17 protein-coding genes and 1 tRNA gene are annotated in these 23,895 nt (G+C 50.5%); 4 read left to right on the top strand and 14 right to left on the bottom strand.

Translation table 11 applies throughout. From position 1 onward, the window contains the following. Nucleotides 1-10: 10 nt before the first annotated feature. From BMZ51_RS08035 to BMZ51_RS07980, 12 genes are all read right to left on the bottom strand, one after another. Nucleotides 11-952, bottom strand: a complete 942-nt coding sequence (locus BMZ51_RS08035) for an ABC transporter permease (RefSeq protein WP_068005517.1) — start codon at nt 950-952, stop codon at nt 11-13. A 3-nt stretch (nt 953-955) separates the two neighbouring features. After that, nucleotides 956-2,047 (bottom strand): ABC transporter permease, encoded by a 1,092-nt coding sequence (locus BMZ51_RS08030; protein ID WP_068005519.1) that lies wholly within the window; start codon nt 2,045-2,047, stop codon nt 956-958. Then, the gene (locus BMZ51_RS08025; protein ID WP_068005521.1) at nt 2,044-3,591 is read right to left on the bottom strand and encodes an ABC transporter ATP-binding protein; all 1,548 of its coding nucleotides are present in this window, start codon (nt 3,589-3,591) and stop codon (nt 2,044-2,046) included. The genes BMZ51_RS08030 and BMZ51_RS08025 overlap by 4 nt, the downstream gene beginning before the upstream one ends. Before the next feature lie 79 nt (nt 3,592-3,670). Beyond that, complete coding sequence (locus tag BMZ51_RS08020) at nt 3,671-4,681, bottom strand: BMP family protein (RefSeq protein ID WP_068005523.1); 1,011 nt, start codon at nt 4,679-4,681, stop codon at nt 3,671-3,673. Nucleotides 4,682-5,291: 610 nt separating this feature from the next. Next, nucleotides 5,292-6,284 (bottom strand): Gfo/Idh/MocA family protein, encoded by a 993-nt coding sequence (locus BMZ51_RS08015; RefSeq protein ID WP_203416155.1) that lies wholly within the window; start codon nt 6,282-6,284, stop codon nt 5,292-5,294. Between the two features lie 163 nt (nt 6,285-6,447). Then, nucleotides 6,448-7,338, bottom strand: a complete 891-nt coding sequence (locus BMZ51_RS08010) for a peptidylprolyl isomerase (RefSeq protein WP_068005527.1) — start codon at nt 7,336-7,338, stop codon at nt 6,448-6,450. A gap of 7 nt (nt 7,339-7,345) precedes the next feature. Then, nucleotides 7,346-8,059: a respiratory nitrate reductase subunit gamma gene (narI, locus tag BMZ51_RS08005; protein ID WP_068005529.1), complete on the bottom strand. Its 714-nt coding sequence runs from the start codon at nt 8,057-8,059 to the stop codon at nt 7,346-7,348. 2 nt (nt 8,060-8,061) lie between these two features. Next, nucleotides 8,062-8,784 (bottom strand): nitrate reductase molybdenum cofactor assembly chaperone, encoded by a 723-nt coding sequence (gene narJ / locus BMZ51_RS08000; RefSeq protein WP_068005531.1) that lies wholly within the window; start codon nt 8,782-8,784, stop codon nt 8,062-8,064. Beyond that, nucleotides 8,781-10,322, bottom strand: coding sequence for a nitrate reductase subunit beta (gene narH, locus BMZ51_RS07995; protein ID WP_068005532.1), 1,542 nt, complete (start codon nt 10,320-10,322; stop codon nt 8,781-8,783). The genes narJ and narH overlap by 4 nt, the downstream gene beginning before the upstream one ends. Then, a complete protein-coding gene (locus tag BMZ51_RS07990) occupies nt 10,319-14,068 on the bottom strand; it encodes a nitrate reductase subunit alpha (RefSeq protein ID WP_068005534.1) in 3,750 nt (1,249 codons plus the stop codon). The genes narH and BMZ51_RS07990 overlap by 4 nt, the downstream gene beginning before the upstream one ends. 25 nt (nt 14,069-14,093) lie before the next feature. Beyond that, nucleotides 14,094-15,479 carry a NarK family nitrate/nitrite MFS transporter gene (locus tag BMZ51_RS07985; RefSeq protein WP_068005536.1) on the bottom strand — a complete coding sequence of 462 codons (1,386 nt, stop codon included), beginning with the start codon at nt 15,477-15,479 and terminating at the stop codon, nt 14,094-14,096. 65 nt (nt 15,480-15,544) lie between these two features. Further along, complete coding sequence (locus tag BMZ51_RS07980; protein ID WP_068005537.1) at nt 15,545-16,891, bottom strand: MFS transporter; 1,347 nt, start codon at nt 16,889-16,891, stop codon at nt 15,545-15,547. Nucleotides 16,892-17,115: 224 nt separating this feature from the next. Between BMZ51_RS07980 and BMZ51_RS07975 the strand changes: the two genes are divergently transcribed. The 4 genes from BMZ51_RS07975 (at nt 17,116) to BMZ51_RS07960 (ending at nt 21,199) form a co-directional block, all read left to right on the top strand. Then, nucleotides 17,116-18,060: a LysR family transcriptional regulator gene (locus BMZ51_RS07975; RefSeq protein WP_068005539.1), complete on the top strand. Its 945-nt coding sequence runs from the start codon at nt 17,116-17,118 to the stop codon at nt 18,058-18,060. Between the two features lie 310 nt (nt 18,061-18,370). Further along, the gene (locus tag BMZ51_RS07970) at nt 18,371-19,219 is read left to right on the top strand and encodes a bifunctional allantoicase/(S)-ureidoglycine aminohydrolase (protein WP_068005540.1); all 849 of its coding nucleotides are present in this window, start codon (nt 18,371-18,373) and stop codon (nt 19,217-19,219) included. Between the two features lie 6 nt (nt 19,220-19,225). Continuing rightward, nucleotides 19,226-19,729: an ureidoglycolate lyase gene (locus tag BMZ51_RS07965; RefSeq protein ID WP_068005542.1), complete on the top strand. Its 504-nt coding sequence runs from the start codon at nt 19,226-19,228 to the stop codon at nt 19,727-19,729. A 30-nt stretch (nt 19,730-19,759) separates the two neighbouring features. Then, nucleotides 19,760-21,199 carry a uracil-xanthine permease family protein gene (locus tag BMZ51_RS07960; RefSeq protein ID WP_068005544.1) on the top strand — a complete coding sequence of 480 codons (1,440 nt, stop codon included), beginning with the start codon at nt 19,760-19,762 and terminating at the stop codon, nt 21,197-21,199. Between the two features lie 167 nt (nt 21,200-21,366). On the opposite strand, the gene BMZ51_RS07955 is transcribed toward BMZ51_RS07960, so the two are convergent. Together BMZ51_RS07955 and BMZ51_RS07950 are read right to left on the bottom strand one after the other, a co-directional pair. Further along, nucleotides 21,367-21,456: transfer RNA gene (locus BMZ51_RS07955), tRNA-Ser, on the bottom strand. A gap of 128 nt (nt 21,457-21,584) precedes the next feature. Continuing rightward, a complete protein-coding gene (locus BMZ51_RS07950) occupies nt 21,585-23,579 on the bottom strand; it encodes a methyl-accepting chemotaxis protein (protein ID WP_208979351.1) in 1,995 nt (664 codons plus the stop codon). Between the last annotated feature and the right edge of the window lie 316 nt (nt 23,580-23,895).

The following is a 23,895-nucleotide window of genomic DNA, read 5'->3' as shown; positions in this document are numbered from 1 at the left end:
CGGTTTCAGCTTAGCGCTGACCACGGAAATAAGGTTGCAACAACGCGCGGGGATAATCAGCTTTACGAGCCACAAGCACCAAGGCGATGATCGACAACAGATACGGGATCATCAGGAAGACCTGCGAGGGAACAACCGCTCCAACCTCGTTCTGTAAACGGATCTGGAAGGCATCGAATGCACCAAAAAGAAGCGCTCCGAGCAAAGCTTTTCCCGGTCGCCAGCTGGCAAACACCACCAGAGCGATACAAATCCAGCCACGACCGCTGATCATGCCAAAGAAGAACGCATCAAAGGCGGACATGGTGAGGAATGCACCGCCCAGCGCCATAAGAGCAGAGCCTGCCATGATTGCGCCTATACGCAGAGCAAACACGGAAAGGCCCTGTGCCTCGACAGCAGATGGGTTATCCCCAACCGCCCGGATCGCAAGACCAAGCGGCGTGCGGTAGAGCACGTAACCGACCACCAGCACCATAGCGAGTGCAAGAAACGTCATCGCGGTTTGCTGGAACAGGGCTGGACCAATGAATGGAAGGTCTGAAAGCACTGGGATATCAAGCGGCTGGAATGCATCGATACGTGGTGGGCTGGAAACCTTTGGCAAGGCCGTGCGGTAGGTGAAGTAGCTCACCGATGTGGCGAACATGGTTATACCAAGACCGGATACGTGCTGAGAGAGCCCCAGTGGTACGGTCAAGATTCCATGCAGCAATCCAAATAATGCTCCTGCCAGTGCCGCTATGAGGACACCGCCCCACAGACCTGCGCCGAGCCAGACCGCCATCCAGCCACACATTGCACCAACGACAAAAATCCCCTCGATGCCGAGGTTGAGAACACCAGCGCGCTCACACACCAATGCACCAAGCACGCCGAAGATGAGCGGGGTTGCGATGCGAATGGCAGCAGCCCAAAAATTCGCAGAGAGAAGAATATCAATATATTCCATGACTTAAGCGTCTCCCTTGGCAGTTAGCTTTGTTTTTTTGGGATTCACGAACCGCACTTTAAAGCGAACGAACAGGCTGGAAATGAGCACGCAAATCAAAGACAAGGCCACTATGAGGTCTGCAATGTAACTGGAAACGCCCATTGCCCTGCTCATACTATCTGCGCCGACAAAGACTGCCGCAATGAAGATCGCAGCAATGACAACACCAAGAGGCGAGAGGCCTGCAAGCATTGCAACCACAATGCCTGTGTAGCCAAAGCCTGGGGAAATATCTGCTGTCAAATAGCCTTTGAGGCCAGCGACTTCGCTGACGCCAGCAAGGCCTGCAAGTGCACCGGAAATCAAGCCGACTTTGATGAAGGTGGAGGTGACTGGAATGCCAGCATGTTTTGCGGCAGAGACGTTCTCACCCGTTGCACGGATTTCAAACCCCCAAACGCTGCGCTTCATCATGATATAGATTACCAGTGCGGACACCAACGCAATCACCAGCCCCCAATGCACGCGCATTCGGGCCATCATTTTTGGCAGGGTTGCAGCACTTGTCATCGGCTCTGATTGCGGCCAGCCCATGCCCATAGGGTCTTTCATCGGCCCTTCGAGCATCATTTGCACAAAAAGCAGAACCACGAAATTGAGCAGAAGGGTCGTTACCACCTCATCTGCGCCCAGACGCGTCTTCAGTAATGTTGGGACAAGCATCAAGGTGCCACCGGCGATCATACCTGCCAGCATTATCAGCGGGATCATGATGTAAGAGGGGGCCGAGATTGCACCAGAACCAATGGCAACGGCTGCCAATGCTCCCACATAGAGCTGTCCCTCTGCCCCGATGTTCCAAAGCTTTGCGCGAAAAGCAACACTGACTGCAAGACCGGTGAAGATCAACGGTGTCGCGCGGGCCAAAAGCTCTGAAAACGCGAACTTTGAGCCGAATGCGCCCTTAAAGATATGCCCGTAAGCTGCAAAAACTTCTCCCCCTGCCGCTGCAATCGGAATTGCTGCCAGCGCAAGTGCGGTGATTCCCGCGACAATCGGCAGGGCCAGCGCGAAGAGAGACGAAACGTTTGTGCGAGGTTCAAACCGGATCATGCTGCTTGTTCCCCTTTTGCAGAGTGCCCTGCCATCATCAGCCCAACTTGCTTTTTGTCGAGCTCTTCACTCGCCATTGGTTCACTGACATGCCCACGATGTATCACCGCAATGCGATCTGAGAGCTGAAAGAGTTCATCCAGATCTTCTGAGATAAGAAGCACACCAGCCCCTCTGTCACGCGCTTCTTGCAAACGGCGATGCACATCAGCCGTCGCCCCAACATCCAACCCGCGAGACGGTTGCGCCGCCAGCACAATAGCTGGTTCCTGATCCAGAGTTCTTGCAAGAACGATCTTTTGGATATTCCCGCCAGAAAGCAACCGCGAGACAGCAAGCGGGCCAGAGCAGCGAATGTCGTAGGCCTTGATAGCTTCTTGAGCACGCTTGCGAATTTCGTTGAATCGCAGCAAACCAAAGCGCTGATAAGCTGGCTTGCGGATTTCTTCCAGAACGAGGTTTTCCTCCACCGACATCGCGCCAACAATGCCATCGTGATGTCTGTCTTCCGGAATTCGAGCCACTCCGGATTGAATGGCCGCAGCAGCATTTGCTTTTAGTGGCTGACTGCCCAGCGTCACAGCGCCAGCAGTTGGCTCTTCCAAGCCAGACAAGACTTTCGCCAGCATGCTCTGACCATTGCCTGAGACACCTGCAAGGCCAATGATTTCGCCTTTGCGGAGCGAGAGGTTTACGTTCTCAATCAGCTCACGGCCTTCACCGGCGCTAACACCCTTGAAAACAAGTATTTCTTCGCCTGGGTTGCCAGGTTCACGCTCGGCCATCTGGACCGCATGCCCCACCATGAGCTCAGCAAGCTTGTGGCGATCACACTGTGAGGTTGGAAGGTCAGCAACAATGCGCCCTCCCCTGAGAACAGCAACACGATCTGATGCGCCCAAAACCTCAGCCATTTTGTGAGAGATGAAGATGATTGCCATGCCCTTGGCTGCAAGAAGCTTCAAGGTATTGAAAAGGCTATCGGACTCCTGAGGCGTAAGAACCGCAGTGGGTTCATCCAGCACCAGAATTCTGGCATCGCGATAAAGAGCTTTGAGGATCTCCACCCGCTGGCGCTCACCCACAGCCAACTTGGAAACGCGCAGGTCCAGGTCAACTTCCAGGCCTGAGCTTTGCATCAACTCCTGCAACTTTGCCCTTGCTTTGGAGCGACTGAACTTGCGCGCAAACAGGCTCTCTGTGCCAAGGACAATGTTTTCCAGTCCAGTCAGGTTCTCAGCCAGCGTAAAGTGCTGATGAACCATGCCAATTCCAGCTTCCAGAGCGGCCTGAGGAGCACCTGGCTCCAGATCAACAAGGGTGCCTGAGGAGGTGCGCACCATCACACGGCCTTCATCCGCCACGTAGTGACCGAAGAGGATGTTCATGAGCGTGGTCTTACCTGCTCCGTTCTCCCCCAACAATGCAACAATCTCGCCTGCATGCAGGTCCAGATTGACGTTTCCATTGGCAACCAGATCTCCAAAGATCTTGGTGATGTTTTGCAGAGATAAAAGCGGATGCACGGTCTCAGTTTCTGGCATGGGATACCCTTGGCCTGACAAAAAGATGGCGGCTTACGCCAGCAAGAAGGGCCGAGATATCCCCCCGGCCCGCCGTCTCTTACATGGAGGACTTTGGTTCTTCGTCGTTGATGTCAACAGTGAAGGAGCCATCCAAAATGGTCGCTTCTACAGCCTTGACCCTACCAAGCAGATCAGCATCTACCAAGGTGTCGTCAATAACCAGAGTACCACCACCCTGGCCCATGAAGGAGTACTTGCCGTAATCCTCAGCTGTGAAGGTTCCCGCTTTTACAGCGGCGATCGCTGTATCTACAGTTGGTTCCATGTGCCAGATAGCAGAAGCAAGAATGGTGTTCGGGTAATCAGCAGCCGTGTCGGTCACGTTACCGATCGCGAAGATACCCTTTTCCATTGCGGCGTCAGAAACACCAAAGCGTTCTGCGTAAAGCACGTCAGCGCCTGAATCGATCATGGCGTAAGCAGTTTCTTTTGCTTTTGGCGGGTCATACCAGGAGTTAATGAAGTTGACCGTAAACTTCACATCCGGATTCACTGCCTTAGCGCCATTCATGAATGCGTGCATCAGACGATTGACTTCCGGGATTGCAAAACCACCAATCATGCCGATTTTGTTGGACTTGGTCTTTGCACCAGCGATCATGCCAGAAAGGTAAGATGGCTCATGAATGAAGTTATCAAACACCGCGAAGTTTGGTTCAGCTGCCGGGAAAGAAGAGCCCATGAGAAACGCAGTATCTGGGTATTCTGCTGCCACATTGCGTGCTGCACGTTCTACTGCAAAAGCCTCGCCGACGATAAGCTGATTGCCAGCTTCAGCATACTCACGCATCACGCGCTCGTAGTCCGTATTTGCAGTGTTTTCTGAATAAACGTAGGTGATTTCGCCGCGTTCAGCTGCTGCAGTCAGCGCCTGGTGAATACGGCCAACCCATTGCTGTTCAACAGGAACAGTGTAAATTGCTGCGACTTTAAGCGGTTCATCTGCCAAAACTTTTAGCGGAGAAGAAACCATGATAGCGGCCGCAAAAACAGCCACGGCTGCGAGGACGTAACGTCTCGCGATGCCGTTCAAACGTGTTGCAAACATGCACACCTCCTGAGATCAATAATTCGCGCAGGGCTACAGACCAGACTGCAGCCGCAATCTGCCTTATCTCGCATTTTTGGTGAAAGTGTCCTGCTTAAGACAAAGGCATTCAAAATGGCTGTATACGAGACAAAGCGGCTAATGACTAGGTGCCTCAGAAGTATTTTGCATGAATTCACTTTATTAAATGCAAAACACACATCACTTTTCTTTTGGTATTCAGTTGTTTACCGACAAAACAAATAACGTGGATCCACAACATAGCTGTGGATTGGCTTCGTCGTCAAATAAACACTCGAATCGAAGCAACTATATAAAACTCTACTTTTCGGTCCAAAAATTTCAATCAATAATATTCTGAAATAAATTCCATGTACTAAAATTTATTTCACAACACCATTTAACCGCATAAAATATATAGCTTTATCTACGACTGGAGAGTTGAATGCGCGCAAGTTTTCTATCAATGTGTCTGCGCAGCAAACACAATGTCTCACATAAAACAGATGAAAGGAGCTTTAGAACAACCATTCTTGAATGTATCGGCAGCCCTCCAAGGAGCGCCCAGAAAAGTGCCATAGCACTTTCCCATTCTTACGCTATATCCACACTAGGACGTGACGGTTGCTGCTTCCCAATCAGTCAGGAGTTGCATGATCTGGCGGCTGTCTTCCAGATTTGGAGCAGGTCGCTCCAGTGCTTTTTTGCCAGCTTCAATGGCTTCTCTGATTGCTCTTACCTGATAGATAAACGCATTGCCTTCTGCTGTGACTGTGCGGACATCACCTACCTTTTCATAGGGTGTCACGGTGAAGGTATTACCTTCAGCTTCCGGCAACCAAGGGTTTGAATTCAACACCAAGCTTGCTTTTGAACCCAACACTGTGAAGCTTGCATGCAAACCGTAGTCTTCTGCCGTATGCAGCTGACAAACAACTCCATTATCCAAGCGAATGCTCGCGGCCGACTCGCAGATATTCCCGTCTGTGCCACGCCGCCCCATCGCTGAGATCTCGTAGTTATCAAAAATGTGATTTGTGAAGTCACTTTGCAACAACAGGTGCATCAAAGATATTGGATAGCAGCCAAGGTTATAAAGTGCCCCTTTGCTTTGCGGATTAACAAACTGGGCAATATCAGCGCAGTACTGAGCGGATATGGATTGGATCTCCCCCAGCTCACCAGAAGTAATGACATCACGAATAGCTGCTGTGAAAGGGTGGTTCAGGTACATCAGCCCTTCAACAAAGAAGACTTCGTTATCTGCGACTGCACGCAGAGCCTGGTCCGTTTTTTCCATATCAATGGACAGCGACTTTTCGCAGAGTATTGCCTTACCCGCATTTGCTGCCTTTATCACGTATTCATGATGGATATGGTTGGGGAGTGCAATGTAGATAATATCTACGACGTCGTCTTCGATCAGCTCGTCAAAGTTATCGTAGGTGTGTTCAACATCGTATTTCTCTGCAAATACTTTCAGCGGCACTTCTGAGCGCCCGGCAACCGAATGTATCCGTGTAGAGCCCTCCGCTTGCAAGGCGTCTGCCATTGTAAGCGATATAAAGCTTGTTCCCAAAAAGCCCCAGTTCAGTTTCGACACTTTTTTCTCCCAGAACGCAGGATCCCGAGACATCACGGGAAAACTCAGAAAGGAACTCTAATCCTGTTTGATCAAGAATAAAATGCTAGAGATCAATAGCTTAGTGATTATCCAAGCATATCGATTAGTACGTAGGCGCTCTCTCTAGGGGACACCGGCCCCTTTACTGCACCAGCGGGCTTTGTGAACCGAAAAGATCAACGCCTTCCAATTCGGCAGCTCCTGCCAGAATACCAATATACTGAGAGACGGCCTTTGACCAACTTGCAGCCTCCAACCATGCTTTTATAGTTTCCTCGACATTTTCAAAGGGCATCGCTTTTCCTTCAATCTTACGATTAAGGAAAATCACGTGATAGCCAAATTTGGTTTCAATTGGCTGCTCTGTCATCTGGCCAGCTTGCATCAATTGAAGCGCCGCTTCAAACTCAGGTACTGTACTGCCCTTTGTCAGCTGCCCTAGGTTTCCACCGGCTTCTTTTGAGGGACAGGCAGAATATTCCTTCGCCATATCTGCAAAGGCCTCTGGTTTAATTTGGAGCAGCTCAATCACATCGTGAGCCCGTGTTTTGGCTATGCTGCGCGCGGTATGCTGGTCGGACCCTGCCGCAAACAATATGTGTCGCGCTTCGTAGATCGGCTCTGAGCTGAAACGAGCCTTGTTGTTCTGGTAATAGCGCTCACACTCTTCCTTTGAAGCGGAAGGCACTTCCACTTCCTGATCTATCAGCTCTCTAATCGCTGCATCCTCATCCGTCTCACTGCCATTTTTGCTCGTGTGCGGCGTAATTTCCAGACCTATCGCATTTGCTTGTTGCAAAAGAAGCTCGCGGACAACCAAGGCTCTTGCGGCAGCCTGAACAGCTTGCCCGGGATTTTCGGCTGGGTGGTTTTGAGCTTCAGCCAAAATATCCTGTTCGGAGATAAGTACACCGTTTACGGAGACCTGCGTGATCACAGGTGCGCTTTTGGGAGGCACTTTAGTGCTTGGCAGGTCGGTATCGGCCTGCGCAGCCTCTGCGTTAAGGTTCGGGTTGGTATACAAATTTGCCATATTGCTCTCATTCCGCCGGTTTGCGTGAATTGGTGGAATTGCGCTCTCGCACAACCTGATAGCCTGGACGCCATAAGTATCGAACAGGAGCACTAAGCATGTGAACCAAGCGTGTGAACGGGAAAATCAGCAGGATTGTTAATCCGACAAACAGGTGTAATTTGAAGATCCACGATGCACCAACCACATAGTTTGCAGCAGCGCCATTAAAGGTAAAGATACCTTGTGCCCAACTCATAAACTTGACCATCTCCTCGCCATTAAGGTGCATGAGAGAAACTGGGATGGTTCCCAAGCCGAGAAGCAACTGAAACCCTAACAAGCAAATGATGAAGGTATCCATAGAGCTAGAGGCTGCTCGTACCCGTGCATCATACAAACGACGATGAATAAGCATGCCTGCGCCGACTATCGCTAGTAAGCCTGCGAGACCACCGACAACAACGGCGAGAACCTGCTTTGCTCCGTGGCTTATGCCAATAAAGTCAAATAGAACGATTGGCGTTAGCAACCCAACCAGATGGCCGAAGAAGATGATCAAAACGCCAACATGAAAAAGTACAGAGCCCCATACCAGTTGCTTTCGTCGTAGGAGCTGGCTCGATCCTGCTCGCCAACTATAGGGCTCGCGATCATACCTTATGATTGTGCCCACAATCAAAACAGAAAGGGCGATGTAAGGGTATATTCCGAAGAACAACGTATTGAAGAAGCCAGACATTTCTAGTTCTCCTCCTGCATGTTCTGGGTCTTTGTATCGGTTGGACGCCTATCAGCCGCTCGCATTTGCATTCTCAAGCGGTCGGGCCCACAACTGTTTTCGCCCGCATTGCCGCCAAACCGAACTGCTTCTTCTTGCCAAATACGGTCCATTGCTTCCAGGTCGTTTGGATCATCCTCCGGCTCAGCTAAGATCTCACTGAGGAGCTCTTGAGAAGGCTGCGCTTTACTGATCTCTGAGACCGCCGCAAAAGCATTGGCGTAGATTGAGCCCTTCTTTTTGAGCCTCAGCCTCAAAGCCTCAAAGATGTGCGCTGTTTGGCCCAGCAGCTCCTGTACCTCTGGAAAAGACTGATGCGCAAGGTACTCAAGAAACAACGGAATGAAGTCTGGTAGCTCGGTGGTTTCGACTGCAAAGCCGTGGTTCAGGTACATGTCTCTTAAATCAACCAAAGCCTGACCACGATCCCGGCTTTCCCCGTGTACATGCTCAAACAAATGTAAGGAGTGGGAGCGCGTGCGATCAAACAAATAGACATACCGCTCTTGCGCTTCATATAGGTCCATGCTTATCAAATCATCACATAAGCTGCCCAGCAGTCGCTGCGCTTTTGCCTTCAACAGCCGATCCTTTTCAACGGCGTGCTTGAGTGCTGGCAGGTCCTCTAAGAGAGCTTGTGTTGGGTAACTCAACAGCAGTGACAGGACCTTTAAAGAGACAATCATGAGCCCATCTCCTTAAAGATATCCGTAGGTGTTTCGACTGCCTTTTTGCGCGATCCGCCGAAAAGATCTGTGCCGTCGCTGCCACCGGAACACCCATTCCCAAACGAAAACCCGCAGGAGCCGCGAACATCGTAGGCGTCCTCTGAGACCTCACGGTGAGTGGTTGGAATAACGAAACGGTCTTCGTAGTTGGCAATAGCCATGATTTTATACATGTCCTCGATCAACTCATTCGTCAGTCCGACTTTCTCCGCAATGGTATCGTTGATGACGCCATCTACAGACTTGGAGCGCATATAAGACCGCATGGCGAGCATGCGTTCCAGAGCCGTGACGATTGGTTCGTCTTTACCAGCTGTCAGAAGGTTTGAGAGATACCGAACCGGTATGCGCATGCTACGGACATCCGGCAAGTCACCATCCCAACCGATCTTGCCAGCTTCTGCAGCTGACTGGATTGGAGAGAGTGGCGGAATGTACCAAACCATCGGCAACGTGCGGTATTCTGGATGCAGCGGGAAGGCGACTTTCCAATCAATCGCCATCTTGTATATTGGAGAGGCTTTCGCTGCCTTAAGCCAGTCTTCCGGAACCCCATCTTTACGTGCTTGCTCAATCACTTTGGGATCGTGCGGGTCAAGAAAGACCTCTAATTGCTTCTCGTAGAGATCCTTTTCATCCTCGGTGGATGCTGCTTCTTCAATCTTATCTGCATCGTAGAGGATCACGCCCAAATAACGGATGCGACCCACGCAGGTTTCTGAACACACTGTTGGCTCACCAGCCTCGATGCGAGGATAGCAAAAGATGCATTTTTCTGATTTTCCCGAGGACCAATTAAAGTAGATCTTCTTGTAAGGGCAGCCAGAAACACACATGCGCCAGCCCCGGCATTTTTCCTGATCAATCAGAACGATGCCATCATCTTCTCGTTTATAAATAGCACCTGATGGACACGCCGCAACGCAAGTTGGGTTGAGGCAATGCTCACAAAGGCGTGGCAAGTACATCATAAAAGTGTTTTCGAACTCGCCGTATATTTCCTTTTCGATACCTTCGAAATTATAGTCTTTTGATCGCTTGGAGAATTCGCCGCCGAGAATCTCCTCCCAGTTCGGCCCCCACTCGATCTTTTCTATTCGTTCACCTGTAATTGCTGATTTTGGGCGCGCAGTTGGCATTTTTGCTGTTTCAGGTGCGCCCTGCAAATGTTCGTAGTCGTAATCAAACGGCTCGTAGTAGTCATCGATTTCAGGAAGGTCCGGGTTGGCAAAAATCTTTGCTAGTATGCGCCACTTTGCTCCCATCTTTGGAATGATTTTGCCGTTACGTTTGCGGATCCAGCCGCCATTCCATTTCTTTTGGTTCTCCCAGTCTTTCGGGTAACCAATACCGGGTTTGGTTTCTACGTTGTTGAACCAGGCATATTCAACGCCCTCACGGTTCGTCCAAACATTTTTGCAGGTTACTGAACACGTATGGCAGCCAATGCACTTATCCAAGTTCAGCACCATTCCGACTTGCGCGCGGACTTTCATTCTGCTGCCTCCTGAGAGCCATCATCCAGTGGCCCTTCCATCCAATTCACTTTTTCCAGTTTGTGAACGACAACAAATTCATCACGGTTTGATCCAACTGTTCCGTAATAGTTAAATCCATAGGACAGTTGTGCGTATCCACCTATCATGTGGGTTGGTTTGGTTACCGTTCTTGTGACCGAGTTATGGATACCACCTCGTTGGCCGGTGAGTTCTGAGCCTGGTGTATTCACGATCTTTTCCTGAGCGTGGTACATAAAGATCGTACCTTCTTTCATGCGCTGGGAGACCACAGCACGAGCCACAAGCGCACCGTTGATGTTGAAGACTTCAACCCAGTCGTTGTCCTCAATATCGGCCTTTTGAGCATCTACCTCTGAAATCCACACTACAGGGCCACCACGGTTCAGTGTCAGCATCAGCAGGTTGTCTGTGTATGTAGAGTGAATGCCCCATTTCTGGTGAGGCGTGATGAAGTTGAGCACCAATTGTTTACGGCCCAGAGACTTGTCATCAATGACAGGCTTCACGCCTTTGGTATCGATTGGCGGCCTGTAAACACAGAACCCTTCACCAAACGCTCGCATCCAGAGATGATCCTGATAGAGCTGTTGACGGCCAGAGATCGTTCGCCAGGGGATCAGCTCATGCACGTTGGTGTAGCCTGCATTGTAGCAAACGTGTTCAGACTCGATGCCGGACCATGTTGGTGAGGAGATGATTTTGCGCGGTTGGGCTACAATATCACGGAAGCGGATTTTCTCCTCTTCCTTCGGCAGTGCCAAATGAGTGTGATCTCTGCCTGTAAACTCAGAGAGCGCTGCCCATGCTTTTACCGCGACTTCGCCATTCGTTTCGGGAGCAAGAGAAAGAACCACTTCGGTCGCGTCAATATCACTATCGATCCGCGCAAACCCTTTGGTTGGCCCTTCCTCCAGAACCTCACCATTCAGCCCTCGCAAAAGTTCAACTTCATGCTCGGTGTTCCAGCTGATGCCCTTGCCGCCGTTGCCAAGCTTTTGCATGAGTGGGCCAAGAGCCGTGAACCGCTTGTAGACGTTGGCGTAGTCCCTTTCAACGACAACCACGTTTGGCATTGTCTTGCCGGGGATTGGGTCGATCTCACCTTTCTTCCAGTCATCAACATCAAACGGCTGCGCAATCTCTCCTGCGGTATCGTGCAGGATTGGAACGAGTACCACATCCTTTTCTTTGCCCAACACTTCCTGAGAAACCTCAGAGAACGTCTTGGCAATACCCTTGAAGATCTCCCAATCACTGCGGGCTTCCCAAGCAGGGTCAGCCGCACTTGAAAGCGGGTGAATGAAGGGATGCATATCGGAGGTGTTCAGGTCGTTTTTTTCGTACCATGTTGCCGTTGGCAGCACGATGTCTGAATACATGCAGGTGGTGGACATGCGGAAGTCCAACGTTACGAGAAGGTCTAGTTTTCCTTCTGGTGCCTCATCATGCCAAACAGCTTCTTTCGCACGTTGCCGCCCTTCCTCGCCTAGGTCTTTGCCAAGAACACCGTGATCTGTGCCGAGAAGGTGACGCAGAAAGTACTCATGCCCTTTACCAGAGGACCCGAGCAGGTTCGAGCGCCAGACGAACAGGTTTCTCGGCCAGTTTTCTTCTTTATCCGGGTCCTCACAAGAGAGCTTTAAACCACCAGACTTTAGCTCTGCGGCGACATACTCTTTAGGCTCCTTGCCTGCTGCTTCTGCCGCCTTTGCGATGTTGAGCGAGTTTGTTTCTAACTGAGGCGCTGAAGGCAACCACCCCATTCTTTCTGCGCGAATGTTGTAATCAATCAGAGATGCATCCCAGTCTCCATCCGGCGCGGTCGGGGAGAGGATCTCATCCACCTTCAACGTCTCGTAACGCCACTGATCTGTATGCGCATAGAAGAACGAAGTGGAGTTCATATGCCGTGGTGGGCGAGCCCAGTCCAACGCAAACGCAAGTGCTGTCCATCCTGTTTGCGGACGCAGTTTTTCCTGCCCTACATAGTGGCTCCAGCCGCCACCAGATTGACCAACACAGCCACACATCACCAGTAGATTGATGATGCCCCGGTAGTTCATGTCCATATGGTACCAGTGGTTCAGTCCAGCACCAAGGATGACCATGGACCGCCCATTTGTTTTTTCGGCGTTCTCCGCAAACTCACGGGCAACCGTGATGATGTGGTCTTTCGGCACGCCTGTGATTTTCTCTGCCCATGCTGGGGTGTATGGCTGGTTTTCGTCATAAGAATTGGCAGAGTTTGGATCGTCTAGTCCCCGACCCAACCCATAGTTTGCGACGAACAAATCAAAGACTGATGCGACAAGGGCATCGCCTTCTGTCAGTTTAACTTTTTTGGCGGGGACTTTGCGAACCAATACACTTTCATGATCCGTACCTTCAAAGTGATCATGTTCGCGGTTACCGAAATACGGGAACGCAACATCTGCAATCTCATCATGATCACCTTGTTCGATGAACGATAGGGCAAGGTCAACATCCACGCCGGAGCCATCTCGCTCCTCAAGGTTCCACTTGCCTTTTTCACCCCAACGAAAACCGACAGAGCCGTGCGGAACAACGACCTTTTTGGTCTTGCGGTCGACACCGACAGTTTTCCATTCTGAGTTATTTTCTTCGCCCAGCTTATCTGCAAACTCGGACGCGCGAAGAAGGCGCTCTGGAACGTACTGGCCGTCCTTTTTCACCAAACGGACCAATAAGGGCATGTCTGAGTACTGACGGCAGTAGTCTTCGAAGTACTTGGCTTTTCTATCTAAATGGAATTCTCGCAGGATGACATGGCCCATTGCCATTGCAAGAGCCGCATCGGTTCCCTGTTTTGGGTGGAGCCAGAGATCTGAGAACTTTGCCGCCTCAGAGTAATCTGGGCATACAACAACTGACTTTGTGCCTTTGTAGCGAACCTCAGTATAAAAATGGGCGTCGGGTGTGCGGGTCTGCGGTACGTTGGAGCCCCATAACATCAAGAAGCCCGCATTGTACCAGTCTGCCGATTCTGGCACGTCAGTTTGCTCACCCCATGTTTGTGGTGAGGCTGGCGGAAGGTCACAGTACCAATCGTAAAACGACATACAGGTCCCACCTAGCAACGACAAATAACGTGTGCCGGCGGCATATGAAATCATCGACATTGCTGGGATTGGGGAAAAGCCAACAACGCGGTCCGGACCCCATTTCTTTGCAGTATAGGCGTTGGCCGCTGCAATGATTTCGTTCACTTCTTCCCAAGTGGCACGAACAAAGCCGCCGTGACCGCGCACCTTAATGTAGTCAGTCCGTTTTGCTGGATCTTCCTGAATGGCGGCCCAAGCTCCAACAGGTGTCTTAACAGCCCGCTCTTTGCGCCATAACTTGATTAAACGTGAGCGGATAAGTGGGTGTTTTACGCGGTTGGCAGAGTACATATACCAGCTGTAACTGGCACCGCGTGAGCAGCCGCGAGGCTCATGGTTTGGCAAATCAGGCCGGGTTCTGGGGTAATCCGTCTGCTGGGTTTCCCAGGTGACGATCCCGCCTTTCACATAGATCTTCCAGGAGCATGACCCCGTACAGTTCACGCCGTGGGTTGAGCGCACGATTTTGTCATGCTGCCACCTCTTACGGTAGCTATCTTCCCAATTGCGGTTTTCGTTTGTTGTGACACCGTGCCCGTTTGAAAACGTGCCAGTGTCCTGCTTAGCGAAGAAATTCAGTTTATCGAGTAGTAGAGACATCTGAAGTGCCCTTCACGTTATTTGTCTAGCACGGAACGGAAGCACCCTTACGGGTGTAAAAGAACCAAGTGATCAACACGCAGATCACATAGAATATGCCAAAGCCCCAAAGCGCTGCATCGGGTCCACCGGTGTATGTGATGGACGAGCCATAAGCTTTGGGGATGAAGAACGCGCCGTAAGCCGCAATCGCAGATGTAAATGCGATAATGGCTGCACTCTCACGCTCTGACTGACGCAAGTGATTGGCTGCATCGAGTTGTGGCATCAAACGAGTGACTTCCTCTCGCATGATGGTTGGGATCATCTGGAACGTAGAAGCATTGCCCACTCCAGTGAGGAAAAACAGCGCCATAAAGCAGGCGAAGAACCCCCAGAATGCACCTGGGTCTTCCTTGATCGCCAGAAAGAACAGCACGCCACCTACTGCGATAGTCATGCCAATGAAGGTCCAGAACGTCACTCTGCCCCCGCCGTACTTATCTGATACCCAGCCAGTGCCAGCACGCGAAAGAGCGCCAACAAGCGGGCCGAGGAACGCATAGGTTAAGGCGTTTACTTCTGGGAATTGGGTTTTCATGAGCAATGGGAAACCAGCGGAGTAGCCGATAAAGCTTCCAAAGGTGCCGGTGTACAAAATACACATGATCCAGTTATGGGTTCTGGAGAAAATTATAGACTGTTCTTTGAAACTGGCCTTAGCATCAGCGATATCGTTCATGCCGAACCAAGCAAACAAAGTTGCGATGACAAGGAACGGAACCCAGACAAAGCCCGCATTTTGAACCCAAAGCAGAGAGCCATCCTCCAACACTTGCGGCGCACCGCCAATGGCGCCGAAAACACCGACCGTGATGACAAACGGCACAACAAACTGCATGACCGAAACCCCAAGGTTTCCTAGGCCAGCATTGAGTGCCAATGCATTGCCCTTTTCTTTCTTGGGGTAGAAGAAGGCGATGTTGGCCATGGATGAAGCAAAGTTACCGCCGCCAAAGCCACACAAAAGCGCGAGGATAAGAAAAATACTATAGGGTGTGCTTGGGTCTTGCACTGCATAGCCAATGCCTAGCGCAGGCAGAAGCAAGGATGCGGTGGTCAACGTCGTCCAGAGACGTCCACCGAAGATCGGCACCATAAAGGAATAGAATATTCTGAGCGTTGCACCTGAAAGGCCGGGCAATGCTGCCAGCAGGAATAACTGATCTGTTGTGTAGTCGAACCCAATCGCAGGCAGCCTTGCGACAACAACACTCCAAACAAGCCACACAGAAAATGCCAGCAAAAGAGCGGGGATCGAGATCCAGAGGTTTCGAGTGGCAATTGACTTGCCTTTGCTCTCCCAAAAGTCCGGATTATCCGGTCGCCATTCAATTAATGTGTGCCCTTTTGGGGTCATCTTGTCAGACATACATGTATTCCTTTTGGCTACATGCCCTCACGGGGTTGGCAGGCCAACCCAAAAGGCTTCGCTGGTTATGGGTATTTATCTGCGCTTGCTGGTCTGTCAGGTCCTTCAACTGGTTCGTCTGGTAGGTCAGATAGGTCCCGCTCGCCCTGCAACTCTGGATGGCGTTTGCGTTCCATCCGGCGAATAGCGACATGCATCCACACCGTCGAAACAGCAACGATAATGAACAGCAGCATAAAGGGCGCTGTCCAAACACCTGTCCAATCAAGCAAAACACCAAATGCAATAGGGAGAAAGAAACCACCAAGACCGCCGATCATGCCAACAAGGCCTCCGACAGCACCAACGTGATAAGGGTAGTAAACTGGGATGTGTTTATAGACGGCTGCTTTACCAAGACTCATGACAAAGCCAAGAACAACAGTAACTGAGACGAACGCGACAACGCCAAGGCCGAAGTTGAACTCAATCGGGCCTTCTATGCCGCTTACAGTGTAAGACGTTTCTGGATAGCTGAGCAAAAAGAGGCAGAGGAGAGACACGATGAATGTGAAGTACATAACGGAGCGGGCGCCCCATTTATCCGACATCCAACCGCCCAATGCGCGGAAAACAGACCCTGGTAGCGAATAGAGGCCAGCGAACACACCTGCCGTGGTGAGTTCCAGCCCATAAGCTCCAGTGTAGTAGCGTGGCAGGAACGACGCGAGCGCAACAAAAGCGCCAAATACAAAAAAGTAGTAGGTTGCGAAACGCCAAACCTGAAGATTTTTGAGCGGCGCGAGCTGTTCAGCTGCAGACACAACTTTTGCGCCTGTTTTTTTGCGCTCAGCTTGCGAGGGATCATCTTTGCTCAGCAGGTAGAACAGCACAGCCACGACGGCTAGAACAATCGCATAGACTCGTGCAGTCCCTTCCCAGCCAACTGCAACGACCAAGAACGGTGCAACAAAGTTTGTGACAGCAGCACCAACATTCCCAGCACCAAATACGCCAAGTGCTGTGCCCTGTTTTTCCTTCTCAAACCACTGTGAGACATAGGCCACACCGATAATAAAGGAGCCCCCAGCCAGTCCAAGCCCTAAAGCAGCCAACAGGAAGACTTCGTAGGTGTGAACCGACGTCAACAACCAGACACAGACAGCAGTTAGGAGCATTTGCAGCGGGAACATGATCCGCCCACCAAATTGCTCTGTCCAGATTCCCAGGAAAATACGGCTCACAGACCCGGTTAAAATCGGCGTTGCAACCAAAAGACCGAACTGAGTATCTGAAAGGCCAAGCTCTCCCTTTATCTTCACTCCGATAATGGAGAAGATGGTCCAAACCGCAAAGCAAACAGTAAAAGCAAATGTGCTGAGGCCCAAGGCCCGATATTGATCAGTGCGAGTTACACCCTCAAGTGAATGCATAGTGGTTATTCCTGAATTCTATCGCTCGAGGAGATTCACGTAGAGTTTCAGGATCAGTAACACCCAAAGGTAGAGCAACCTGTAGAGGGAACAGGATAAAACGAATAAAATTGGATCACAAAATAGATCCATTATTTCACCCTGCTTGCACAGCTACACCTACAAAAGGGAGACCAGTACTGTTATGGTTGTGGTCTTGGGGCCGAATTTTCAAAGAAACAGCAATGTCTTACATTAACAACGTTAGAATGTTCGTGCGGGTTTATGAACTTGGCAGCATGTCAGCGGCTGCCAGAGATATGAACGTCTCTCCCGCTGTAGCTTCCTCTCGAATTGGGGAGCTGGAGAAGCACCTTGGTATTCGGCTCTACAACAGAACCACTCGTTCTATTCAGCCGACTGAACAAGGCAGCATATTTTATCCCGGCGCTTTGAAGATACTAGAGGCAATGGATGAAGCTGAAGCTGCTGTTCATGAGGTCACCAATACGCCGCGTGGATCTATATACGTTTCTGCCCCTCTTGGTGTAGGGCGGCGCTTAATCGCCCCTCTCATTCCTGCATTTCACGAGGCCTATCCCGAAGTTCATGTGCGCCTTCGCCTTTCTGACCGCACATTAGACATCACTGGCGAAGGGTTGGACCTTGCATTTATTCTGGGCCAACTGCCCAATTCAGAAATGCGATTGAAGAACATTGCAGATTGCCGTCGTGTTTTATGCGCTTCCCCTTCTTATCTGGCAGCGCGCGGAACACCTGAAACTGGACAGGACCTACTGAAACAAAAGCATGCCTGTCTGCTTCTTCAGTTTCCGGGGTCATCTGAAAGCCGTTGGACTATGACAACAGAAAACGGCGCTCAAAGTTTTGATGTGACCGGACCATACGCCTCTGATGATGGTGATGTTCTTGTAAACTGGGCTCTGGATCACCGTGGCATTGTCAACGCTCCGCTCTTTGATGTCGTTGATCATTTGATAGCTGGAAGGCTGGTTGCCGTTTGTCAGCAGACGCCACCTGTCGATGTGCATCTGGCCTCACTCTTTCCGCATAAGCGATATCAGGACCCCAAAATCCGCTTGTTTCTGGAGTTCATCGGCGAGCGGCTCAAAGCATATTTAGATGAACGCTCTGAGTTACTTGCTTTGTCCTTGAAGGACCGTTCATAAGACGTCCTTTCATTTTGGGTCTTACTCGTTCTGGCAAAGCACTTTCAAAGTTATTTTGATAATAACGTCCTTTTATTAGGTTATACTCATTAATGAGGGGCGTTTGAGGTATTTGTAGGAGTGATGGTTTCGCGGCCCATAGGTGTTGCCAGCAACTTTTCAAAAACGCCTCAAACTTTGCGCACCAGGTTTATTGCATTGGTGCGTGTGCCTTCCCTTCGTTTAGGAATACAGAGCGCAACATAAGGTGAAATGCTGCCAAAAATAATGGCGCAGGCTTTAGCTAGATGTTTGAGGAATTTGACTACATATGAGTACGCATCATCTGCCCCCTTCTACCCTATATGCTCCACAGGGTGGATTGCCGCCACAGACGCAAATCATGACAGATCGCGCTGTGTTTACAAATGCGTATGCGGTCATCCCAAAAGGCGTTATGCAGGATATCGTGACTTCCAATCTGCCATTTTGGGAGCGAGCACGCGCCTGGATTATTGCACGCCCTCTTTCTGGGTTTGCCGAGACATTCTCGCAGTATATTATGGAGCTACAGCCAGAAGGCGGCTCAACAAAACCCGAGCCGGATCCGTGTGCTCAAAGCGTGATCTTTGTTGTACAGGGCGAAGTTACTGTGGTTTTGAGCAAGGAACCGCATATTTTGCCAGAAGGAGGCTATGCCTACCTTCCCGCTGGAGCAAAGTATGAAGTGCACAATAACAGCCAAAAACCTGCTGTTTTTCATTGGGTCCGTAAGAGGTATGAAGCGGTTGAGGGCATACCTGCACCCGATGCTTTCTTCACACATCAGAGCGACGCCGTAGTCGCGCCAATGCCAGATACCAATGGAGCCTGGGCCACAACCCGCTTTGTAGACCCGCATGACATGCGCCACGATATGCACGTTAATATTGTGACTTTTGAACCGGGTGGCTGCATTCCGTTTGCTGAGACGCACGTGATGGAACACGGCCTTTATGTGCTGGAGGGAAAAGCGGTTTATCGCCTAAACAATGACTGGGTGGAAGTGGAAGCCGGTGATTTTATGTGGTTGCGCGCCTTTTGCCCGCAGGCTTGTTACGCTGGTGGACCATCACGATTCCGCTATCTTCTTTACAAGGATGTGAACCGACACGCGCAGCTGGGCTCATTTCAAAGGTGACTGAAGATGAGTGATCAAAATTCAAGCGAACCTGTGATTGCCATTGAGGCACTAAGCGCAGAAACCTTCCAACCCTTCGGTGAAATCATTGAAGTTGGAACGGTTTCTCCAATCCTAATCAACGAAGATCGATGCCGCCGATACTCCGATCTGGCAGGAATGGAGTTTATTGGCGGGCAGGCAGGCATTAGCCTGTTTCAGGCCGAATTACGGAGCCTGCCGCACAAGCTGACCATATTGGAGCGTCACCCATTGGGCTCGCAGTGCTTCATCCCAATGGGTCATTCAGAATATCTCGTCATTGTGGCTGAGGACGACGAAGGGCAGCCTTCCGTTCCGCGGGCGTTTATGGCGAGTTCTACCCAGTCCATCAATATAGGACGTAATACGTGGCATGGCGTCCTGACACCGATCAAGGGGTCTGGTCTGTTTGCTGTGGTGGACCGGATTGGTGAGGGCAAAAACCTAGAAGAACATTGGCTGAAGGAGGCCTACCTCATAACGGAATAATACTGTGCGTCATTAGTAGGAGGGAACTAAGTGACTGACAATTCAATAGGCACGCTACAACAATTGCGTGATCCTAACTATATGCCTGCATTGCATAAAGCCGTTCCGCTTGGCATTCAGCATGTGCTCGCCATGTTTGTTTCCAACGTAACCCCGGCTATTATTATTTCTGGGGCTGCCGGCTTTGGATTTGGTTCAGATGCAGGGGCGCAGGGATTTCCGGACATGACTTACATGATCCAGATGTCCATGCTATTTGCAGGCATTGCAACGTTGTTCCAGACGGTTGGCATGGGAGCTGTTGGAGCGCGCCTGCCTATTGTTCAAGGCACGAGCTTTGCATTTATTCCAATCATGATTCCTCTCGTAGCGGGCAAAGGCGTTGAAGCTTTGCCTGCCTTGTTTGGTGGTGTGATGCTTGGCGGCTTGTTCCACGCCTTTCTTGGCCTTTTCATTGGGCGCATTCGTTTTGCTCTGCCTCCTCTTGTAACCGGCCTTGTTGTTACAATGATCGGACTGGCGCTGGTCAAGGTAGGAATTCAGTATGCAGCTGGAGGTGTTCCAGCAATTGCAACACCGGAATATGGCAGCCTGTTGAACTGGTCAGCTGCCCTTGTGGTTATTATCGTGACACTCGGGCTGAAGTTTTACGCGCGCGGAATTATGGCTGTTTCGGCTGTGGTTATCGGCATCATTGCTGGCTATATCTTTGCAATGATGGTGGGCATGGTTACGGTTGACGGAATTATGACCAGCATGAGCCGTTCAGCATCTTTTTCACTTCCAATGCCTTTCATCTACGGCTTTGATTTCAGCTTGGCAGCAATCGTTGGCTTTTGTTTGATGTCATTTGTCAGTGCCGTTGAAACCGTTGGAGATGTTTCAGGTATAACCAAGGGTGGTGCAGGCCGCGAAGCAACGGATAAGGAAATTCAGGGTGCAACCTATGCAGACGGGTTCGGCACTGCGATCGCTGGTATCTTTGGCGGGTTGCCCAACACCTCTTTCAGCCAAAACGTTGGCTTGATTGCAATGACAGGGGTGATGAGTCGCCATGTCGTTACAATTGGCGCTTTGTTCCTGATCCTCTGCGGGCTTGTTCCCAAAGTTGGTGCAGTCATTCGGACAATCCCAATTGAGGTCCTTGGGGGCGGCGTTATCGTCATGTTTGGAATGGTGGTGGCAGCGGGCGTCTCCATGTTGTCTGACGTCAATTGGAACCGGCGCAACATGGTCGTCTTCGCAATAGCACTCTCGATTGGCCTCGGATTGCAGCTGGACCCCAAAGCCGTTCAATATCTTCCTGATACATTGCGCATTTTGATGACAAGCGGACTACTCCCCGCTGCGCTTATCGCAATTATCCTCAACCTCGTTTTACCTGAGGAACTCTCAGCTGAAGCAACAGAAGAAGTATCTGGTGGCTTGGCCTCGCAAGATGACGGGGCCATACAATCTGTAAGCTCTTAAATGTACCCATCCCCTCGTTTATGCCTAAGGCTGAGAGGGGATGGGGCCGTCGAGCAAAGCCATTGCCATGCCGCCTCCACCTAAACAATATCGCACAACACCCGTACACACAGCTAGGGTTGATGAGAATATTCAGAGCGTTATGAAATCTATCGGAAATTTATTTATGGCGGAGAGTGAGGGATTCGAACCCTCGGAACGCTTGCGCGCTCAACGGTTTTCGAGACCGCCCCGTTCGACCACTCCGGCAACTCTCCGCATGTTCCGTTGATTGGAACTTGCGGACCATATAAAGAAGCCCTGCTTTCGACAAGCCCTACCACCTCAATCCGACCAATAACTCACAACTCCCACTGCGTTGAAGTCTCTAACAATTTTAAAAAGCTTATGCCGCCTGAACTTCCTCAAGAAACGCTTTGATCGAGCGGTTAAACTGATCAGCTTCTTCAGAAATGTTATCGGCCTGGTTGTTGATGTCTTCAGCTGTCTTGGTGGAGTTTTCAACGGTGTTCGCCACCTCAAGCATTTCAGATTCGCCAATCCTAGACTGGTCAGAGGCATCTGTTACCGAGCGCGCAATCTCACCAACCGTAACAGATTGCTGTTCCACCGCTGCGGCCACTGCTGAGGAACTGCCGGACAGCTTTTCCATCATGCTCGTCACCTTATCGATGGATCCAACGGCATCGTTAGAAACCTGCTGGATCGCATGGATCTGTTGAGAGATTTCCTCGGTTGCAGTCGTTGTTTGGTTTGCCAGGTGTTTCACCTCAGAGGCGACAACAGCAAACCCTTTACCCATTTCACCTGCACGAGCAGCTTCAATTGTTGCATTCAGTGCAAGAAGGTTTGTCTGGTCTGCGATATCCTTGATCAGATTAACGACCTGACCAATGCGCGTTGCAGACTCAGCCAGCTCCTGGATTGTTCCTGACGTACTGATGACCAAGCTTCCAACTTCATCAGCGACATCCTTAGAGTTTACTGCCTCAGATGCTACCTCTCGTATGGAAAGGGACATCTCCTCACTGGCGGAGGCTACGGTTGCAACAGATGTGGACGCCTGGCTGACAGCTTCCCCAGCCTTGCCAGCTTTATCGGAAACGCTTTCGACAGTCACATTCAATGCGAAGGACGCTTCGTGCAAAGATTGGATCGCAGAATTAAACCCGTCCCCTGCCGCAGTCGCAGCTTTTTCAAACTCGCTCACCAGCCCAGCAACTTTCTGCTCACGCACTTGCCGGTGCTTGTGGTCAGCATCCCGCGCTTCATTAAGCTGGTTACGCTCGATTGCGTTAGCACGGAATACCTCAAGGATTTTCGCCATTTTCGCAAATTCATCCCGACCGTTCGTTCCTTCAATGTTTGCTGAAACGTCGCCTTTCGCAAGCACACTCATTGCCGAGTGAAGGTTTGCAAGCGGACGAGAAATGCGCCACGCAAGGTAGCCGGCAATCATCAGGCCAACGATGCCCATCGCACCTGCCTGCAACAAAAAGCGCTGCATGCTCGCCTTTGAAGCTTGGCGATGCAAGGCAGCAGCGGTCTTTTCGCCTTCCACACCAAAGTCATTCAACTGCTTTGCAGCAGGAATCATCTCATCCAATTGTTCCAGCGCGAAGGTCATATCCTCCTGAATATCGGTATTCAGTTCTTCAATCTGCGCCAGTGTTTCGGTGTAGCTTGCCCAGATCTCATTGATTTTTCGCGCGACCTCTTCAGGCATGCTTGCAGTTTTGATCACAGAGCCGAATTGCCCAATACGGTTCTTAAATGTATTTTTCTCTACCGCATAGCCATCAACACTGATGGTCCATTCCATCGCCTGTAGGTCTTTTAAAAGTGCTGCGACCCGATGGATGTCTTTTCCAACGTTGGGGAGACGGCGCCCCTTGTTAATTTCGATTTGAATTTCAGAACTGGTCGCCTGAAGTTCTGCAATGAGACCACCGTCAGAGCTGGTTCCCCGCTCAATAGTCGCCTCAACGACTGCGCCAAATGTCTCAGAGAACCCATAGGCGTAGCCTTCCAGATTGTCGTAGAGCTCATCTTCAATACCAGAAACATTCAATGCGCGGGTTTCTTCTACCAAAATCACTACCCGCTCGCGCGCGTTTGCAGCAATCTCAGCAGCCTCTACTTTTGGGTGAAGCAGGAACTCGCCACCAATCGCACGTAGACGATTGACCGCGGTACTGATCCCTTGTGCGTTTTGCATCAGCTGATTGTACGTTTGTGTATTGTTTTGGAACTCAGCATTCTGGCTGTTCATTTGGGAAAGGAAGATCAACGCCCCACCCAGCACAAGCATCGGTAACAACCCAAGAGCCGTAACTCTGGTTACGACGGAATATATCCAAGCGAACTTTGGAATGCGCATTTTATGCCCCCCGCACACGTGCGGTTTAAATAACTTGATATCAACAATCGCGTGTTTGTTACATGCACCCCCTGTTGGTGCCTGAAGATCCTAAAGCACCTGCTCAGAACATGTACAAATCACTTTAACCAGATGTTGGAGTGCGAAGGTTTATCGATCCTTAAACTTGGTATCAAATAAAGATTGAAACCTAGCGTTATAGGTATTCTAACGTAGTATTTTTTGCCACGCTTATACTAAAGATTATAATTAAAACGAGAACAATCTCAGTATTCAAAGATACGTACACAACTGGCTTTGATCTATATCAATCAAA

Origin of the sequence: Pseudovibrio axinellae, assembly GCF_900110875.1 — a bacterium.
In the GTDB taxonomy this organism is placed as follows: domain Bacteria; phylum Pseudomonadota; class Alphaproteobacteria; order Rhizobiales; family Stappiaceae; genus Pseudovibrio; species Pseudovibrio axinellae.
This window is presented reverse-complemented; position numbering and strand designations above follow the sequence as displayed.